At 50.3% G+C, this 15,413-nt stretch carries 15 protein-coding genes and 3 pseudogenes; 5 read left to right on the plus strand and 13 right to left on the minus strand.

Annotated elements, in window-relative coordinates:
- Nucleotides 1-636: 636 nt before the first annotated feature.
- On the minus strand, nt 637-2,070 hold the full coding sequence (locus tag ACETPC_RS08730; RefSeq protein WP_380180502.1) for an MFS transporter: 1,434 nt from the start codon (nt 2,068-2,070) through the stop codon (nt 637-639).
- Nucleotides 2,071-2,205: 135 nt separating this feature from the next.
- On the opposite strand from ACETPC_RS08730, the gene ACETPC_RS08735 reads away from it, so the two are divergent.
- On the plus strand, nt 2,206-2,562 hold the full coding sequence (locus tag ACETPC_RS08735; RefSeq protein ID WP_380181049.1) for an ArsR/SmtB family transcription factor: 357 nt from the start codon (nt 2,206-2,208) through the stop codon (nt 2,560-2,562).
- A 123-nt stretch (nt 2,563-2,685) separates the two neighbouring features.
- Here ACETPC_RS08735 and ACETPC_RS08740 read toward each other — a convergent pair whose 3' ends face one another.
- Entirely contained in the window at nt 2,686-3,027 is a 342-nt protein-coding gene (locus ACETPC_RS08740; protein WP_380180503.1) for a DHCW motif cupin fold protein, read from the minus strand.
- A gap of 36 nt (nt 3,028-3,063) precedes the next feature.
- On the opposite strand from ACETPC_RS08740, the pseudogene ACETPC_RS08745 reads away from it, so the two are divergent.
- Both ACETPC_RS08745 and ACETPC_RS08750 read left to right on the plus strand, forming a co-directional pair.
- Nucleotides 3,064-3,138, plus strand: a pseudogene (locus ACETPC_RS08745) (LysR family transcriptional regulator); the annotation flags it as partial.
- Nucleotides 3,139-3,387: 249 nt separating this feature from the next.
- Nucleotides 3,388-3,882: a glutathione peroxidase gene (locus tag ACETPC_RS08750; protein ID WP_380180505.1), complete on the plus strand. Its 495-nt coding sequence runs from the start codon at nt 3,388-3,390 to the stop codon at nt 3,880-3,882.
- Nucleotides 3,883-3,993: 111 nt separating this feature from the next.
- On the opposite strand, the gene yajD is transcribed toward ACETPC_RS08750, so the two are convergent.
- The 5 genes and pseudogenes from yajD to ACETPC_RS08775 form a co-directional block, all read right to left on the minus strand.
- Nucleotides 3,994-4,341, minus strand: a complete 348-nt coding sequence (gene yajD / locus ACETPC_RS08755; RefSeq protein ID WP_336140667.1) for an HNH nuclease YajD — start codon at nt 4,339-4,341, stop codon at nt 3,994-3,996.
- 138 nt (nt 4,342-4,479) lie between these two features.
- On the minus strand, nt 4,480-4,815 hold the full coding sequence (locus ACETPC_RS08760) for a cupin domain-containing protein (protein ID WP_380180506.1): 336 nt from the start codon (nt 4,813-4,815) through the stop codon (nt 4,480-4,482).
- 186 nt (nt 4,816-5,001) lie between these two features.
- Entirely contained in the window at nt 5,002-6,201 is a 1,200-nt protein-coding gene (locus ACETPC_RS08765) for a macrolide family glycosyltransferase (RefSeq protein WP_380180507.1), read from the minus strand.
- A gap of 253 nt (nt 6,202-6,454) precedes the next feature.
- Nucleotides 6,455-6,751 (minus strand): hypothetical protein, encoded by a 297-nt coding sequence (locus tag ACETPC_RS08770; RefSeq protein ID WP_380180509.1) that lies wholly within the window; start codon nt 6,749-6,751, stop codon nt 6,455-6,457.
- Nucleotides 6,752-7,274: 523 nt separating this feature from the next.
- Nucleotides 7,275-7,495, minus strand: a pseudogene (locus ACETPC_RS08775) (hypothetical protein); the annotation flags it as partial.
- Between the two features lie 584 nt (nt 7,496-8,079).
- Between ACETPC_RS08775 and ACETPC_RS08780 the strand changes: the two are divergent.
- A pseudogene (locus ACETPC_RS08780) lies at nt 8,080-8,598 on the plus strand (DUF2778 domain-containing protein).
- 522 nt (nt 8,599-9,120) lie between these two features.
- On the opposite strand, the gene ACETPC_RS08785 reads toward ACETPC_RS08780, so the two are convergent.
- From ACETPC_RS08785 to ACETPC_RS08810, 6 genes are all read right to left on the minus strand, one after another.
- A complete protein-coding gene (locus tag ACETPC_RS08785) occupies nt 9,121-10,152 on the minus strand; it encodes a methionine synthase (RefSeq protein WP_380180510.1) in 1,032 nt (343 codons plus the stop codon).
- 27 nt (nt 10,153-10,179) lie between these two features.
- The gene (locus tag ACETPC_RS08790) at nt 10,180-11,163 is read right to left on the minus strand and encodes a DUF1852 domain-containing protein (RefSeq protein WP_380180511.1); all 984 of its coding nucleotides are present in this window, start codon (nt 11,161-11,163) and stop codon (nt 10,180-10,182) included.
- Nucleotides 11,164-11,387: 224 nt separating this feature from the next.
- Entirely contained in the window at nt 11,388-12,017 is a 630-nt protein-coding gene (locus tag ACETPC_RS08795) for an NUDIX hydrolase (protein WP_380180512.1), read from the minus strand.
- A 102-nt stretch (nt 12,018-12,119) separates the two neighbouring features.
- A complete protein-coding gene (locus ACETPC_RS08800) occupies nt 12,120-12,875 on the minus strand; it encodes an ABC transporter ATP-binding protein (RefSeq protein WP_380180513.1) in 756 nt (251 codons plus the stop codon).
- Nucleotides 12,876-12,877: 2 nt separating this feature from the next.
- Entirely contained in the window at nt 12,878-13,906 is a 1,029-nt protein-coding gene (locus ACETPC_RS08805) for a FecCD family ABC transporter permease (RefSeq protein WP_380180514.1), read from the minus strand.
- Nucleotides 13,903-14,910, minus strand: coding sequence for an ABC transporter substrate-binding protein (locus tag ACETPC_RS08810; protein WP_380180515.1), 1,008 nt, complete (start codon nt 14,908-14,910; stop codon nt 13,903-13,905). The genes ACETPC_RS08805 and ACETPC_RS08810 overlap by 4 nt, the downstream gene beginning before the upstream one ends.
- Before the next feature lie 275 nt (nt 14,911-15,185).
- Between ACETPC_RS08810 and ACETPC_RS08815 the strand changes: the two genes are divergently transcribed.
- On the plus strand, nt 15,186-15,407 hold the full coding sequence (locus ACETPC_RS08815) for a hypothetical protein (RefSeq protein ID WP_380180516.1): 222 nt from the start codon (nt 15,186-15,188) through the stop codon (nt 15,405-15,407).
- Nucleotides 15,408-15,413: the final 6 nt, after the last annotated feature.

Below are 15,413 nucleotides of genomic sequence, written 5' to 3' on the forward strand. Positions count from 1 at the left end.
CAAAATATTGGGGCGTCAGCTTATTTTACCCAGCAGCCGTTGTCGGTAATATTTTCGGGCAACATAAATCACTATTTGACTGTAAAATAAACCGCCTGCTCCGGCCAGTGCAGCCGCGCCAACAGGACCAAAAAAATGAGACCCAACACCCCCTAAAATACCTACCAGCGCCAGCCCGGACCATGTTTCCAGGTGTCTGAAAGCTGACCTGTAAACACTGCGCCATCGTTTTCTACGTTCCCGGGAGGATAAATGCGAAAGTTCAGGGATACTCTTCAAAGTCCAGTAGATTCTCATATGCATAGCCTTATGCCGATTAATATCCTGCGATAAACATTAAAAACACTTTTTGCCCAGGTTTTGCGACGGCGCATCTAAAGTATCAGATACTCGTTGGCCTTACAGACTATCAGATATTTTTCCTTTTTTAAAATAAGAAGTAGCCTCACAATTGCTTTTAACCCTGCCTGGGTTATTATCAGGCGCTGGGTAGTGTCAGAAGTTGATATCCAAATACAGGCTGGCACACTGGCACGTAAAGTTTGTCATTCTGAGTTAACGCAAGCTTGCAATTACCGTCAGGGAGACCTGCCTGTGAGCAGGTCTTTAATACGCCTGTTACAGAACAAGCCCCGGTTACGTTGTTTCTGCCGATACCACAGTCGCAGCTTTAAAAGGCACCAGACGGGAAACAATAAGTCCCACCATCTGTCCGGCCGCAGCAAGATAAAAAGCAAGTTGTAAGGCATTTTCATGACTACTTACGGACGCTTCCCGCTGCAGATTTTCAACCCCGCTTCCGGAGAAAGCTATCAGCAAAGCGATACCGATAGCGTTACCCACGTTCAGCGTTGTAGAAGCCATGCCTGAAGCGATCCCCTGTTCGTTATGCCTGACGCCAGAGCCGGCTGCTATCCACATTGCCGTCCACACAATTCCCTGCCCTGCGCCTGAAATAATCAGGCCAGGCAATATTTCGGCATAAGACGCGCCTGAAAAGGCTGCCGGTACCAGCGCCAGCGTTCCCGCAATCCCGGTTAAAAAACCGGCCAGTAATGTCATGCGCACCGGCAGCCAATTTGCCAGTCGGGCTCCAAGCTGCGTTCCGGCAAAAATGGCTAGCGAAGGAATAATAAATGCCAGTCCGGTTTGTAGAGCGCTGTACCCCATAACGCTCTGAAACAAAACCGTCAGAAAGTAAGGTAGCGCACCAAAGGTTCCCATATAAATAAACGTAATCACCATGCCTGTGACCAGACTGCGGTTTCTGAATAAACGAACCGGCATCAGTGGATCGGGGCTGCGCGACTCAATGGCAGCAAACAGCAACAGCACTATAGCTGCCAGAATCAGTGATAAAAGAATATGTGCTGAAAACCAGCCGTCTTCCGGTCCCTGAACCAGAGCATAAACCAGCAGAGTTGCTCCCACGGTTACTGTCAAAGCACCCGGAAAATCGAAGCTACGGCTTTCGTTCCGGAAACTGTCTTTCGGTAAGATGTAATAAGCAGCAGCGATCGCGACCGCTGCCAGTACCACGTTAACGAAAAATACTGCTGGCCAGCCATAAAAACTGGTGAGCAGACCTCCGGCCAGCGATCCCAGCGTCAGGCCGCTTGCTCCCGCACCGCCCCAGACAGCCAGCGCTCTGTTGCGTGAAGGGCCTTCCTGAAAAATTCTGTTTATAAGCGAAAGCGTAGATGGAAACAGCATGGCAGCGCCTATGCCCTGTACGGCTCGCGCAATTACAATGACAGCAGGGCTCCACGCTAACCCACCGGCAAGCGAAGAGAGCGCATACAACCACAAAGCACCAATAAATACGCGGCGCTGTCCCAGAAGATACGCAGCCCGTCCACCGAGCAGTAAAAATCCTCCGCAGCAGACCGTATAAGCACTGACTACCCACTGAAGCGTGTGCTCTGAAAATCCCAGCCCCGTACCAATCTCTGGCAAAGCCACAAACACAATATTGATATCCAAAGAGTAGATAAGCTGGGCGAACGCAAGCAGCGCAAGGCTCCAGTGCTGTAAACGAGGGCCGTCTGAAACCGGTGAGGCAATAGTCATTAAGCAATCTCCATGCAGATTAAACTAAAGTACGAGTACATACGTACAATTAATGTATGTATATACTCGTACATTAGTCAACTGATATAAGTTCAGGTAAAATGACATTTCATGGCTGACCTGACGAGAAACCAGATGATTGCTAACCATCCTGATACTGAAGAAATACGTCTTGAAAACGTGCTGACCGCGTTGGGAAATCCGCTACGTCTGACTGTAGTACGAGTGCTGGCTGGTGGAGGTGAGTACGCCTGTAGCGCCGTGCTGAGCGGTATCCCCAAATCAACGCTGACCCATCACTGGCGTGTATTGCGGGACAGCGGTGTCATCCGCCAGCGTCCCTTCGGGCGCGAAAATTTATTGTCGCTGCGTCGGGAAGACCTGAATGCCCGCTTTCCCGGCCTTCTCGATGCCCTGCTGGGTGCGGTAGACAACGATGCTTTAACTCAGGAGTCGACAACAAAGAATCTGCCACCCCTTCCAGCGGAATAGCAGGCATATAAAAGATGAAGTGAACTGGACGCGTAAGTCCGCTTTAGCATAAAGCGGACCATACAGCGCATATATGCGTTTTGTAATAACAGAGGAAGATACTGCGATCGGTTTGCAAAAAAGTTAGTCAACAATAAAAAGTTTTGCACCTGTAGTGGTTTTTGACTGGTGTTGTTCAGCGTTATCCCCAACCTGATAACTCATTCCTGCTTTCAGGACGAATTCTCGTCCATCTTCGAGCATTGTTTCTAACTCACCTTCTATGCAGAAAAGAATATGTCCTTTTCGACACCAATGATCCGCGAGGTAACCTGGCGTATACTCAACCATACGTACGCGGATTTGATTGGGCTCGTTACCAAAGAACTGTGTACGCCAGTAGGCGGTGCCGGTTTCCCCTGGATGCTCTGTTCTTTCGACTTCATCCCAGTTCGTTGTACCAAAAGCAAATGCCTGCATCTTCATTCTGTGCTTCTCCATGTCAATAAGAACTTTGACGTTTACCTGCCTGCTAAAACAAGAGCGCTCATCGATTTTATGCAGCAGGCGTTGAGCAATATATCTTTGGTGACATAAGTCGTTCTCTATGACCACATAAAATTTTGCCCCAATATAAGCTTGGGTTTGCTGAAGGGAACTGTCACTGCCTCTCCGGCACACAATTGCTGAGCAAGCCACCACTTTGTAAGTAAGATCTTGCCAACATCCGCTTCTCGCCCAAAGCGTAGCCCACTTTGTTTCGGCAGCAACGTAGAGAATGTGTAATTCCGTTCGATAAGTCTTTATCCTGTCTTACACGATGTGGGTAATACTGAGGATGTCGATATGACCACTTTTCATCAACTTAATGCCACCAGCCTGAAGGGACAACCCATCCCTATGTCCGACTACGCTGGCAAGCTGGTTCTCGTGGTTAATACCGCCAGCCATTGTGGATTTACGCCACAGTATGCAGGCCTTGAATCCCTCTACAAAAAGTACGCCGATCAGGGGCTGGTAGTACTTGGTTTTCCCTGCAATCAGTTCGGTAAACAGGAACCTGGCGGAGCTGAGGAAATCGCGCAAACCTGCCACATCAACTATGGGGTAAGCTTCCCAATGTTCGAAAAAGTGGAGGTCAACGGCGCGTCAACCCACCCGGTGTTTCGGTATCTTAAAGATGAATTGCCCGGCGTATTCGGCGGACGGATCAAATGGAACTTTACCAAGTTCCTGATCGGACGCGATGGTAAACCCCTTAAACGTTTTGCACCAATCACTCCCCCAGAGAAAATGGAAGCCACAATTCTTGCTGCGCTTGAAAGCCAGAAGCTTTTGTAATTTCACTGTGCAGGCGTGATTATATCCAGATAAAAGCAAAGTCCGCTGCCGCTCAAAGCGGACCTTCCCTTCCACCCATCGGCCCGCCCTGCTCTGAAAATAGCCTGATAACTACTTTTTCTTATTCAGCATCGCCTGCAAATCGGCAAAAGGATTGTAGGTAGCCGCAGCGACATCTTTCTGCGCGTCCTCGCCTGCCACCACGCTGGTGCCGTACTGATCGGCTTCCGTGTATTTGGAATGTTCGTGGTCGTGACAGTAGAGGCACAACAGCTCCCAGTTACTGCCGTCTTCCGGGTTATTGGTGTGGTCGTGATCGATATGGTGGACGGTTAATTCACGCAGGTTTGAGTAAACAAACTCGCGCGCGCAACGTCCGCATACCCAGGGATAAATTTTCAGTGCTTTCTCGCGGTAGCCGCTTTCCAGCCGCGCGTAGTTTTTTGGAATCAAAGCCATTGTTGCTGTTACCTTAAAAAGTTTAGCCTTACTGGCGCAGGCCAGTTTGCCCATAAGATAAAGGAAGTTGCCTGCTGCGTCAGCTTTTCCTCATCGCCTCCTTCAACCTTTACTCTATAGCCAGCGCTGACAGTAGCCTTAAAGGTCAGTACGATCTCCGCGAGTGGTTGGATGAGAAATGACCATAAACTCTACGGGTGACGCAGTGTCGTTTCTGGCCTGATGTTTTGCTCCGGGAGGAATTTCCAGCCCCTGCTGGCGGCTGAGGGTATGGACTTTACCTTCAAGCTCCATAGTAAGCGTGCCCTCCAGCACAAAGAAAAACTGCCTGGCAACGGAGTGAAAGTGGCGGGTTTCAGCGGTGCCGGGCGGCATTTTCTCGTGTATAACCAGCATATCTTTGCGATTTACCAGGTACCAGCCGTCACACTTATCGCCCCACAGGTAATGTTCCGCATTCTCTTTTGAAATCATTAGTGCTTTCCCGTTCGTTTATCTCTGCCTTACAGAACGCCCGGCGGCGCAGCCTACTCAAGCTGGCTGGCAATCAGCCGCAGCTGTTCAGCAAGCTGTTTTAAATCCTGTTGCTGGCCAGCTAGTGGGAGCCATTTTATAGCGCGCAGCACGGTTAGTCTGCCGCGCGCTTTTTATGCGACTCTGTTATACCGCCTGGTTACGAAGCTGGGTGCCGGCCAAAACGCGATCGAACAGATCGGCTGCCGCGTCGGCACCGCCAGCCGCTTTCAGCTGCTGCTGAAATTTTGCAATCTGCGCCCGGCAAATTTCGCTACTGTGAAGCGCGCGCGCGGCGGCAAGCAACCCTTCCGCATCGACCGTTTCTCGAGGTAAATAGAGGCCCAGCCCCAGCTGTTGAAGGCGTCTGGCATTGAGCCGCTGTTCCGCCTGCTGAGGAACGGCGATAACCGGCACGCCAAAATGCGCCGCCTCCATCAGGCTGTTCATGCCGGCGTGCGTGATAAACAGGCTGGCCGTTTGCAGCACTTCAAGCTGAGGGATCTGCGCGTGGACTTCGATATTGGCCGTTATCGGCGCCAGTTCCTCAGGCGTTACGTAGCGGCCAATGGACAAAATCAGATAGAATTCAGTGTTGGCGAACGCTGTGATACAGGCGTTGAAAAAATCGCGCTGGTTAGTATAAACAGAGCCTAATGAGGCCACTACCACAGGACGCGGCTGTAGTACCGGCACCCATTTGTTCTCTGTGGGCCGCTCGACAATTTCAGGCCCGACGAAGATTACTCTGGGATCGACCGTCTCCGCCTTCTCCTGAAAGCCGCGTGGAATAAAGGCAATAACGTTGTCATGGCGGGACAACAAAGCGGGAAGATCAAGCATTACCCCTTTTTTATGCAGCAGGGAATCGAGGATCGGCAAACAGGGCCACGCGTTTCCCGTTATTCCCAGCCACTCTTCAGACTGCCCCTGATAGCTTACATGAGTAGGATTAAGCGCGATGGAAGGGATTTCCCACAGGGCGGCGAATATTTTCCCCAGCCAGCTTAACGGACCGTAAGCGATAATATCCGGGCGATCGTTAACGAAGGTGTTAAACAGCGTGTCATAGGTCAGCGTCGCCTCTTTCGCCAGCTCGACCACTACGTGGCCCATATCTTCCGGGCGAGGTTTCTCTTTGCTAAACGTGGGCTGATAGATTATTGGCGTTGCGCCGCAGGCAGTAAGTAAAGGCGCAAATTCAGCCGACGTTGTATAGCTGACCCGGTATCCCCGCGCCACCAGCGCTTTGACCAGGCCCAGTGTGGGATTGACATGACCCTGCTCGGCGCAATTAAAAATCGCCACGTGCGGCCTGCTGCTTTTTACCTCAACACGTAATTCCATACTCGCTCCGATAAAATGCCTGACAGGCAGAGACAATCCCTGCCAGCCCCTATAAGCAGCATTCCATCATTCCTTTAAAGGCGTATTACAGCAATAAAGGAAAGCAAATATCGGATTAATTGGATAATGCCCTGTCGTTATTTTTACCCAGCGTTAGTTTAATCGCCCATCAGTCTTAGCTTTTACAGTAAATAAACTCTATAAAATACGTGAGACCGCTGTTATAGAAACAAAGAGAACGATTCGGAACGGATCAGAGGTTCTCGGGTAGATGCTTTCTGGGCACGCGGTTAACATAGCCTTTTGCTTTTGGCACCGGCGCTGGCGTAAGGCACTCGCCGCTTTTCTGACGCTTTTTTGCGGCCTTAGCGGGCAGCGCCGCACAGGTTCGCGGCCTGGCGCTGGCGGCTTTTGGCTTAACAGCTTTAGCGCTGGCCTCCTGCCGGAAGCAGCTTTGCTGCTCGCCAGAGCAGAGCTGGCAAGGTTTAATGGCGGCGTAACGGCCTTTAGCCACGGTCATCGCCTGATGATAATAATAAAACGAACCCAAAAAGGTCTGTCCTTCCTGCTGCAGCCTGCGGCAATTTTTGCCATGCAAGGTAAGCTCTGAGTCAGCATGAGCACAAACATAGTAATAAGAGGAATTTAACACTGTGACTTCCTTGAAATGCTGTGTATAGCCTTAATTCTCAAAGGCTAAATTAAGTAACCCCTGTAGCAGGGATAAAATAAAGTTTTTTATTTTGAGTTGGCCGATGCTGCGCCGTGCGGAAACGTCCCCGTTCAGCGACGCTACAGCATAATACGAGCGGCTCAGCGCAGCCCGTTATTAACGCCGGTCAAATCAATAAACTGTAGAATTTTTGATTATTTTATCGGCCAACCAACGCCTGAATAACACTGGCGCCGATTGAATGTAGTTCAATATCGCCAGAATGCAAGGAAGCCTGGCAAAAAAAATCATGCGCTGATTTCGGGCTTATTCGGACAACGTCATAAAAGAAAATGCCTTTGCCTGCTGATAGAGGCGAAGCGCCGATGACCATCAATCGGTTTCTCAGTTTGGCTCTTTACTAAACCGTAGAGAGCGGCGGACGATTTGTGCGCTGCCCGCTCTGACTGATGCCCCGAACGTCAGCGGCGGGCAGCAAGCGGATTTTTATTTTTTGATGTGCCGGGATCCGGGCAATGACCTTAATCTTGGAATCAAACCTGCCAGCCAGGTAACGCTGACAGCCGTCCAGTTCGGATACGGAGGGCGGGGAAAAATAGCCTGTTTATCCTGCATAATAGTGGGCTGACGCCAGGCGTCGGCTTATTCGCATCAGATAATTTATGGGGTGTGAAAAATGCGGCAACCCTACAGAAATGAGGTGCCGGTTTTGCCAATCTGGTGACTATAAATCAGATGGACGAGAGGTTGATGACAAACCCCAGGTCGCGTTTAAATCAGTGGCAGAGCAGCAGAGGCAGACCGGAACACGGACACGCCGTAAATACTTCCATGTAGGCTCGGTTGGCGCATCCATGCGCCAAACGGTCCGCTTATCCACTCAGCCTCTGCGGCTATCAAGCTGCGGAGTTACTTTAAAAAAACAGATGTTCACTCAAGCTTTTTAGCTTTGTCAGCAGTCTGAAGGCCGGGAACGGCCTTTAAGGTGAATTAGTCAAAATGATGTAATGCCACAGCATACATAAAATGTGCTGCCTTGTTCTCCTGGTACACAGGATATAAAAGGATAAACCCGCTCCAGAGACTGGTATACGTATTTAAGTAATTGATTCTGCTAACAGTAATTAGAAAATATTTTACTTTTAGATTGATTAAAAATAAAGCAGCCTTATAATCCACATAACACTCATGGGTTAAGAGGATTTATGGTGATTCAGGGAAAGATGCTGCTGGGCGGTGCAGACTACGCGCCATTAAATTTATATGGCGTTGGTGTTTTCGTGGCCTTTTCTTGAAACGGCGTTTATCGTAATAACGCTTCCTGCGCGGCTGTAAAGGGCGACGGCCCTTTGCCACCGGGCAAATATTGGGTTGTTGAACGTGGAGGCGGTGGTTTTTTCTCAAAAGCAAAAACACAAATTCAGGATACTTTTAACCATGTCGTTTACGGCACAACCTTTGGACGAGACGAATGGTTTGCGCTGTATCGTGACGAGATTGGCATTGATGACAGCACCTGGGTAAAGAGTGTACAACGCGGTTTATTCAGGCTTCACCCCGGCACACGCTCGGAAGGTTGTATCACCATTCCTTACGACACTGACTACAAAAGAATTCGCGATGCTCTTTTGAATACCGATCCTGTACTTATTCCTTGCATGCGCAATCTTATGGCCCGAGGTTGTATTGAGGTAAGAGATCCTGGCTGGAATACTTGTAAATAAAATAATAAAAGTCATTACTTTTTTGGCACTTATGATTACCGTCGGCCGGATAATCGGAAAGCCAGAAAATTATATTAGCTACGACTTCGTAAAAAAAATTTCGGAGTTAATCAGTAATGATATAAATCCCGAAATAGTGTATGAGGTTTATTTTTATACAGGTTTTATTGTAGTCTTATCAGTTACAGTCCTGATTTATATTTTGTCAATGCGGTTTTTTAATAAAGTAAGGAGAAACTAAAATGCCACCCCCCCTTATATGTGGCAACTCATTGATGGCAATATCCAATTTACCGATAGCTGGAATGAAAGGTCAACAGCAGGGATTTAAATCTGCTATGCCAGCTTCAGAGGCAACAGGTAAAAAAATACCGATTTCAAGAATATTATGGGCCTTGAGAGATGCCTGAATTTCAGGAAAAGTATTCAATCGGTGATTATTACCAGTAAAACCAGCGCTCAGTCCGGTTAGCTTTTAGCGAATCGCTTAACCCGGACTGAGTTTTCTACGTTTTAACGGCGTTATTTAGCCAGCAGTTCTCTGCGTACGATCTCTGCGCCTGCGCTTAACGCGGCCAGCTTGCCGTTAGCCACGTGGCGGGGCAAAGGGATCATGCCGCAGTTGGTGCACGGGTAAAGCTTATCGGCATCGACGTACTGCAGCGCTTTGCGCAGCGTTGCGGCCACCTCTTCCGGCGTTTCGATAGTATTGGTCGCCACATCGATAGCCCCAACCATCACTTTCTTACCGCGAAGCAGTTCAATCAGCTCTACCGGAACATGAGAGTTCTGACACTCCAGCGAGATGATATCAATGCTCGATTTTTGCAGCTTAGGGAACACTTGTTCATACTGGCGCCATTCGGTGCCCAGCGTTTTTTTCCAGTCCGTATTGGCTTTGATGCCATAGCCGTAGCAGATATGCACGGCGGTTTCGCATTTCAGCCCTTCCGCTGCTTTTTCTAACGCGGCGATGCCCCAGTCATTAACCTCGTCGAAAAAGACATTAAAAGCAGGCTCGTCGAACTGAATAATATCCACGCCCGCCGCCTCAAGCTCTTTGGCTTCCTGATTCAGGATTTTGGCGAATTCCCAGGCCAGTTTTTCACGGCTTTTGTAATGGCCGTCATACAGCGTATCGATCATGGTCATCGGGCCAGGCAGCGCCCATTTGATCGGCTGGCTGGTTTGCTGGCGCAGGAATTTAGCATCTTCAACAAATACAGGCTTGCGGCGGGCAACCTCGCCCACCACCGACGGCACGCTCGCCTCATAGCGGTTACGAATTTTCATGATTTCGCGCTTCTCGAAATCAACACCTTCCAGATGCTCGATAAAGGTGGTAACAAAATGCTGGCGCGTTTGTTCGCCGTCGCTGACGATATCAATGCCCGCTTTTAGCTGATCGTCCAGGCACAGACGCAGCGCGTCCAGTTTACCGTCAACGAGATCCTGACCTTCTGGTTTCCAGGGCGACCAAAGCTGTTCAGGCTGCGCCAGCCACGAAGGCTTAGGAAGACTGCCGGCGGTAGATGTAGGTAATAATTTTTTCATCACAGGTGACCTTATAATTTTAATGAATCAAAGCGCGAAATTAGCAGACCATTGCTCAAGCACAGTTTGGTAAGGTTTGATGAACTGCTCTTCCGTAAACTTACCCTGCTCAATAGCAAGTCGGCTGCGCTCTTCTCGATCGTAAACAATTTGCGTTAAGGAATAGTCCTGATAGTTCAGGCTGGGCTGATAGCAGCTTCCTGCCGGAGAGTTGGCGTTATAGATCTCCGGGCGATAAATCTTTTGGAAAGTTTCCATGGTACTGATGGTGGCGATCAGCTCCAGGTTGCTGTAATCGCTAACCAAATCGCCGACAAAATAAAACGCTAAAGGCGCAACGCTGTTCGGCGGCATAAAGTAGCGAGCCTTCAGCCCCATCTTCGCGAAATAATGGTCGGTCAACGAAGACTCATGCTGTTCATACTCAATGCCCAGTACGGGATGCTGATTACCGGTACGATTGTAAGTATTTTTGCTGGAAACGCTTAAGCAGATAACCGGCGGCTTGCTAAAGTTCTCTTTGTAGCTTTCTGAGTTGATGAAAGCCTTGAAGATATTGCCGTGCAGATCGCCAAAGTTAGCCGGCGTGCTGAAGCCGTTTTTATCTTTGTTATGATCCAACAGCAATACGCTGAAATCGTAATCCCGCACATAGGAAGAGAAGTTATTGCCAACAATGCCTTCAATGCGCTGATTGGTTTTTTTATCAAGGATATTGGTTTTTAATATTTCGATCACCGGAAAGGTTTTGCCTTCGCCAGCCGCGTTGATATTCATGCCAACGGAAATAATATCCAGCTCTACGGCGTAGCGATCGCTTTTTGGGTTGTCCCAGTGCGCCAGAGAGTTAAAGCGGTTGTCGATCATCACCAGCGCGTTATGCAGGTTCTCCTGGCGTTTGCTGCCTCTGGCCAGGTTAGCGAAGTTAGTGGTGATCCGCGTGTTCTCTGAAGGATTATAATTTTCGTCAAAGCGCAGGCTTTTTACGGTAAAGGCAAATTCGTTGTTCATCGTTTTCTCTGTCCCGATTTTATTTCCGACCTATGAGGGTTTTGTAATTTTGCTGTTTCATTTAAGGCCCTCATATCAGCGATGGTTATAAGCAATGTGTACTTTATGCCTCAGTCGCTGGTTGAAGAAAAGTGATATGTTTTCAACGAACATGAAGGAATTTCATGATGGCGGTGCAGGATCGCCGTTATGACCTGCCCTCACTTTTATGCCATAGCGCTTGCTTAGTCATACCATGTCGGGCTGTCTTCGCGCGCAGTACGAATGCTGACTTCAATCTCTTCCGGTACTATTCGCGTCAGGGAAAGCTCCGGCAGATTTTCAGGATCGAAATAACGAATATCCAGGGATTCGTGACTGATAGCCAGTTCGCCACCGACCACCTCACACAGGAATATCATCTTATAGACATGCCAGGGATAAGGAGGATGACCATGCTGATTGCGATCCCAAACGCCCAGCAAGCGGCTTACTCTGGCTGTTAAACCTGTTTCTTCCCGCACTTCCCTGATAATTGCCGTTGCGGGGCTGTCTCCGACATCCGCCCAGCCGCCGGGCAGACTCCAGCCGCCGTCGTCAGATTCGCGCACCAGCAGGAGCTTTCCCTTATTAAGAATAATTGCGCGGACGTCCGTTTTGGGCGTTGCGTAGCCATTTTCGGCTTTGTGTAAGGCCTTAAGCGCCTCCTCTGGCAGATCGAAACGGGCAGAGAGAAGCCGTTCAGCGATAAGCATCAGGCTTTCATATCTTTCACTGTCGTAAATGTCTTTAGTGTAGGTCAGCCCCGTTTGGGCAATAGCCTGTAACCGCTGGGCGATAAGGATAAGTTCATTTTCGTTAAGGGCTTCTGGCACGGTTCCTCCGGTTTGCTTATATAAGGGTAGTTGGCGCGCAACCGCACCAATATCGAATGGACACTGATCGATAGTTATAACCTTCCTGTTAAAAGCTGCAACTCAGGCATACTGAATGTTCATCATGCCCCGCTCGGTGCGGTGGATGGTGGCATCGACCTGCCAGGTAGACTGGATTAACTCCGGCGTTAGCACCGCCGCAGGCTCACCGGCTGCCACTACCTCACCCTGCTGTAGCACTACCAGATGCTGGCAATATTTAGCGGCCAGGTTCAGATCGTGTAGCGCTACAATAACGGTAATCGGCAAGGCCGTAATAAGCCGCATCAGCTCCAGTTGAAACTGGATATCCAGATGATTGACTGGCTCATCCAGCAGCAGAATATCGGGCTGCTGCGTCAGCGCACGGGCTATCTGGCAGCGCTGGCGTTCACCGCCGGAAAGACGCTGCCAGGGCCTTTGCGCCAGCGCTTCCAGTTTCATCATCGCCAGCGCTTGTTGGACAGCCGCCTGGTCTTCCTCACGCCATGGAGAAAAAGCATTGCGGTAAGGCGTGCGGCCAAGACGGACAATGTCGATCACGCTCATTTCCGCAGCGGATTCTGCATGCTGCGGCACAAAAGCAAGCGTACGCGACAGCTCGCGTCGGTTCAAATTACCGATCGCCGTCCCGCCAATTTTCATCCCGGCGTAAGCGCAGGGCTGCACGCCAGCCATAGCGCGAATTAGCGTAGATTTCCCGGAACCATTAGGGCCAAGCAATCCTACCGTTTGCGACCGTTTTACGACAAAGCTAATGTCTGATAAAACCTTGCGTGCCTGAAGCGTTACGTTCAGCTTATCAATCATAATGTGCATAGTTATTTCTCCCGGCTACGGTACAAAATCAGGGCGAAAACAGGCGCGCCGACCAGGGCCGTTACCACGCCAATCGGCAGAACCTGATGATTAATCGGTGTGCGCGATACCAGGTCAGCAAGCAGCATAAAATGGGCGCCCGCCAGGAAAGCGAGAGGAATCGTGACCAGATGTCTGTGTCCGACAATCATGCGTGTGATATGCGGAATAACCAACCCAACGAACCCTACCGCTCCGATAGCGCTGACAATCACGGCGGTAATCAAAGCAGTGGTCAGCAGTAAAATCACCCGTACCCGCAATACTCTTGTGCCAAGCGTTGCAGAAACTTCGGTGCCAAAAGCGAAGGTATCCAGTGAGCGGGCATAGCAAATTACTGTCAGTAGACCCATTGCCGCTACGGCAAAACAGAGCAGCGCATCTGCCCAGCGTACCCCGCTCAGGCTCCCTAATAGCCAGAACATAACGCCGCGCGACTGTTCGGCGTTGGCCGCCGTGCTGACAATATACGAGGTCAGCGCATTAAATAGCTGAGTACCGGCGATACCGGCAAGGATGATCCGGGCCGCGTTGTCACGCATGCCGCCAGATAGCAGCACAATCAGCATAAATGCGAGACAGGCTCCGCTAAACGCCCCTACGCCGGTTGTGATTGCGCCGCCGCCAATGCCAAGCAGCATGACGCTGACGGCACCGGTTGAGGCACCAGCAGAAATACCCAGCAGATAAGGATCGGCTAGCGGGTTGCGCAGCAGCGATTGTAATACCAGCCCGCATAATGCAAGACCGCCACCGCTACTTACCGCCATCAATGCCCGGCTCAGTCGATACTGCCAGACAATGCCAGCTTCCACCGCAGGCAGGTCATAATGCGTTATACCAAGGCCATTAGTTATCGCCCGTACAGCAGTAGCGAAGCTAACCGGAATATCGCCGGTCGTCGCAGCTACTGTCATCATCAATGGCAGGCTCAGAAAGCCGACAAAAACGAGCGCGCCGGTTCGCCAGTAGAGAAAAGATCGACTGCTCATCTGGCTTGTTGGAAAGCGTTAATCTGCTGGCCGATCAGTTCAACCGCTTCGACGTTACGCATTGACGGGTTTAGCGACATAGCCGGTACAACCACGATATGGCCTTGTTTGACCGCTGGCATTTCGCGCGTCACGGGATCGGTTTCCAGAAACTGTTTTTTAGTCGCTACGTCATCAGCCGGGTACAGACGCCTCTCCATACTGGCGATAACGATAATATCCGGCTGAGCTTTGACGATATGTTCCCAGGTGACCGCCGGCCACTCTTCGTCAGAATCGATAATGTTAGTCAGCCCAAGCGTTTTATCAATCCAGCCCGGCGCGCCTTTACTACCCGCCACCCAGGGATCGCCTTTCAGGCGCGTGCTGGAAAACCAATAAACCACTTTAAGCGGAGCAGATGCCCGGTGCCGCTGCGCGGCTGTAATACGGTTCAACAGTTCCTGCCTGAGTTCCTCGCCGCGCGCAGGTACATCAAAAATGCGAGCCAGCGCCGAAATCTCATCAAGGATAATATTAATTGAGTAAGGCACTGAGCGCGCGCCATCGCCGTTTGAGGTTGCCGTAACTGCTTTTCCCATGCAGTCAGCCGGAGAAATCCAGGTTCTGATGCCTAACTGTTCGAATTGCTGACGGGTCGCTACTTCGCCTTGCGGGCCGACATGCCAGCTATATTGCGCCAGCACCAGCTCAGGATGGCGGGCAGCTACGGCTTCGAATCCTGGCGCGTTTTCAGCCAGCCGCGGCACGTTTTTGCCCTGGGCCGCCAGCCCGGCAGGTAAAGCGCCAAACCAGACGGAGGTACCTGCGATGTTCTTTTCCAGCCCCAGCGCCAGCATCAGCTCCGTTTCATGCTGGCCAATGGTTACCACTCGTGAAGGCGCGTGGGGGAAAGTCTCCTGCATACCGCAATTTTCAAGGGTCAATGGGTAGCTGGCGGCATTGGCCTGAGCTAAAGGCAGCGCCAATACCGCCGCCAGTACTGAAGGAAAAAATCGTTTCATGGTTTCGCTTTAGGGTTATGTTATAACATAACAATATGCCCTGAGTGAATTTTACTGTCAAGGTTAAGCAAATGCTTACGTGCCAGGCATAGCCAGACCAATTCGCCTGAGCTGGTCGGATTTCAACCAACGGATGCAGCTAACAGAGACACTTTGCAATCTGAAACGTAACGGCAGGTAAACAAGTTTTAAATTTATGACGAACATAAAGTTAAATGGCGTAGCCAGACTATAGTCACTACCGGTTGTCTATTTAAATTCAAGGAAGCAAGACTATGAAAAAACTGTCAATTATCGCTGTTGCTGCCGGAATGCTGCTGGCAATGAGTTCTCAGGCAGAAGCAAAAGGCTGCCTTAAAGGCGCAGCTGTAGGCGGCGTGGCGGGCCATGTTGCTCATCACGGCGTAGCGGGTGCCGCTGCGGGATGTGCTATAGGTCATCATAAGGCGAATAAAAAAGAGAAAGAAGCTAACGCTAAGCAGCAGGAGCAGAAATAAAACATG

This window comes from Pantoea sp. sgz302252, assembly GCF_042610525.1.
Classification (GTDB): Bacteria; Pseudomonadota; Gammaproteobacteria; order Enterobacterales; family Enterobacteriaceae; genus Erwinia.

What these genes read in the sequence shown, in the direction of transcription:
- ACETPC_RS08765 (WP_380180507.1), bottom strand. Translation starts at nt 6,201, where the DNA reads ATGGAATTACGTGTTGAGGTAAAAAGCAGCAGGCCGCACGTGGCGATT.
- ACETPC_RS08730 (WP_380180502.1), bottom strand. Translation starts at nt 2,070, where the DNA reads ATGACTATTGCCTCACCGGTTTCAGACGGCCCTCGTTTACAGCACTGG.
- ACETPC_RS08760 (WP_380180506.1), bottom strand. Translation starts at nt 4,815, where the DNA reads ATGATTTCAAAAGAGAATGCGGAACATTACCTGTGGGGCGATAAGTGT.
- ACETPC_RS08785 (WP_380180510.1), bottom strand. Translation starts at nt 10,152, where the DNA reads ATGAAAAAATTATTACCTACATCTACCGCCGGCAGTCTTCCTAAGCCT.
- ACETPC_RS08735 (WP_380181049.1), top strand. Translation starts at nt 2,206, where the DNA reads ATGATTGCTAACCATCCTGATACTGAAGAAATACGTCTTGAAAACGTG.
- ACETPC_RS08790 (WP_380180511.1), bottom strand. Translation starts at nt 11,163, where the DNA reads ATGAACAACGAATTTGCCTTTACCGTAAAAAGCCTGCGCTTTGACGAA.
- ACETPC_RS08810 (WP_380180515.1), bottom strand. Translation starts at nt 14,910, where the DNA reads ATGAAACGATTTTTTCCTTCAGTACTGGCGGCGGTATTGGCGCTGCCT.
- ACETPC_RS08805 (WP_380180514.1), bottom strand. Translation starts at nt 13,906, where the DNA reads ATGAGCAGTCGATCTTTTCTCTACTGGCGAACCGGCGCGCTCGTTTTT.
- yajD (WP_336140667.1), bottom strand. Translation starts at nt 4,341, where the DNA reads ATGGCTTTGATTCCAAAAAACTACGCGCGGCTGGAAAGCGGCTACCGC.
- ACETPC_RS08800 (WP_380180513.1), bottom strand. Translation starts at nt 12,875, where the DNA reads ATGCACATTATGATTGATAAGCTGAACGTAACGCTTCAGGCACGCAAG.
- ACETPC_RS08750 (WP_380180505.1), top strand. Translation starts at nt 3,388, where the DNA reads ATGACCACTTTTCATCAACTTAATGCCACCAGCCTGAAGGGACAACCC.
- ACETPC_RS08815 (WP_380180516.1), top strand. Translation starts at nt 15,186, where the DNA reads ATGAAAAAACTGTCAATTATCGCTGTTGCTGCCGGAATGCTGCTGGCA.
- ACETPC_RS08740 (WP_380180503.1), bottom strand. Translation starts at nt 3,027, where the DNA reads ATGAAGATGCAGGCATTTGCTTTTGGTACAACGAACTGGGATGAAGTC.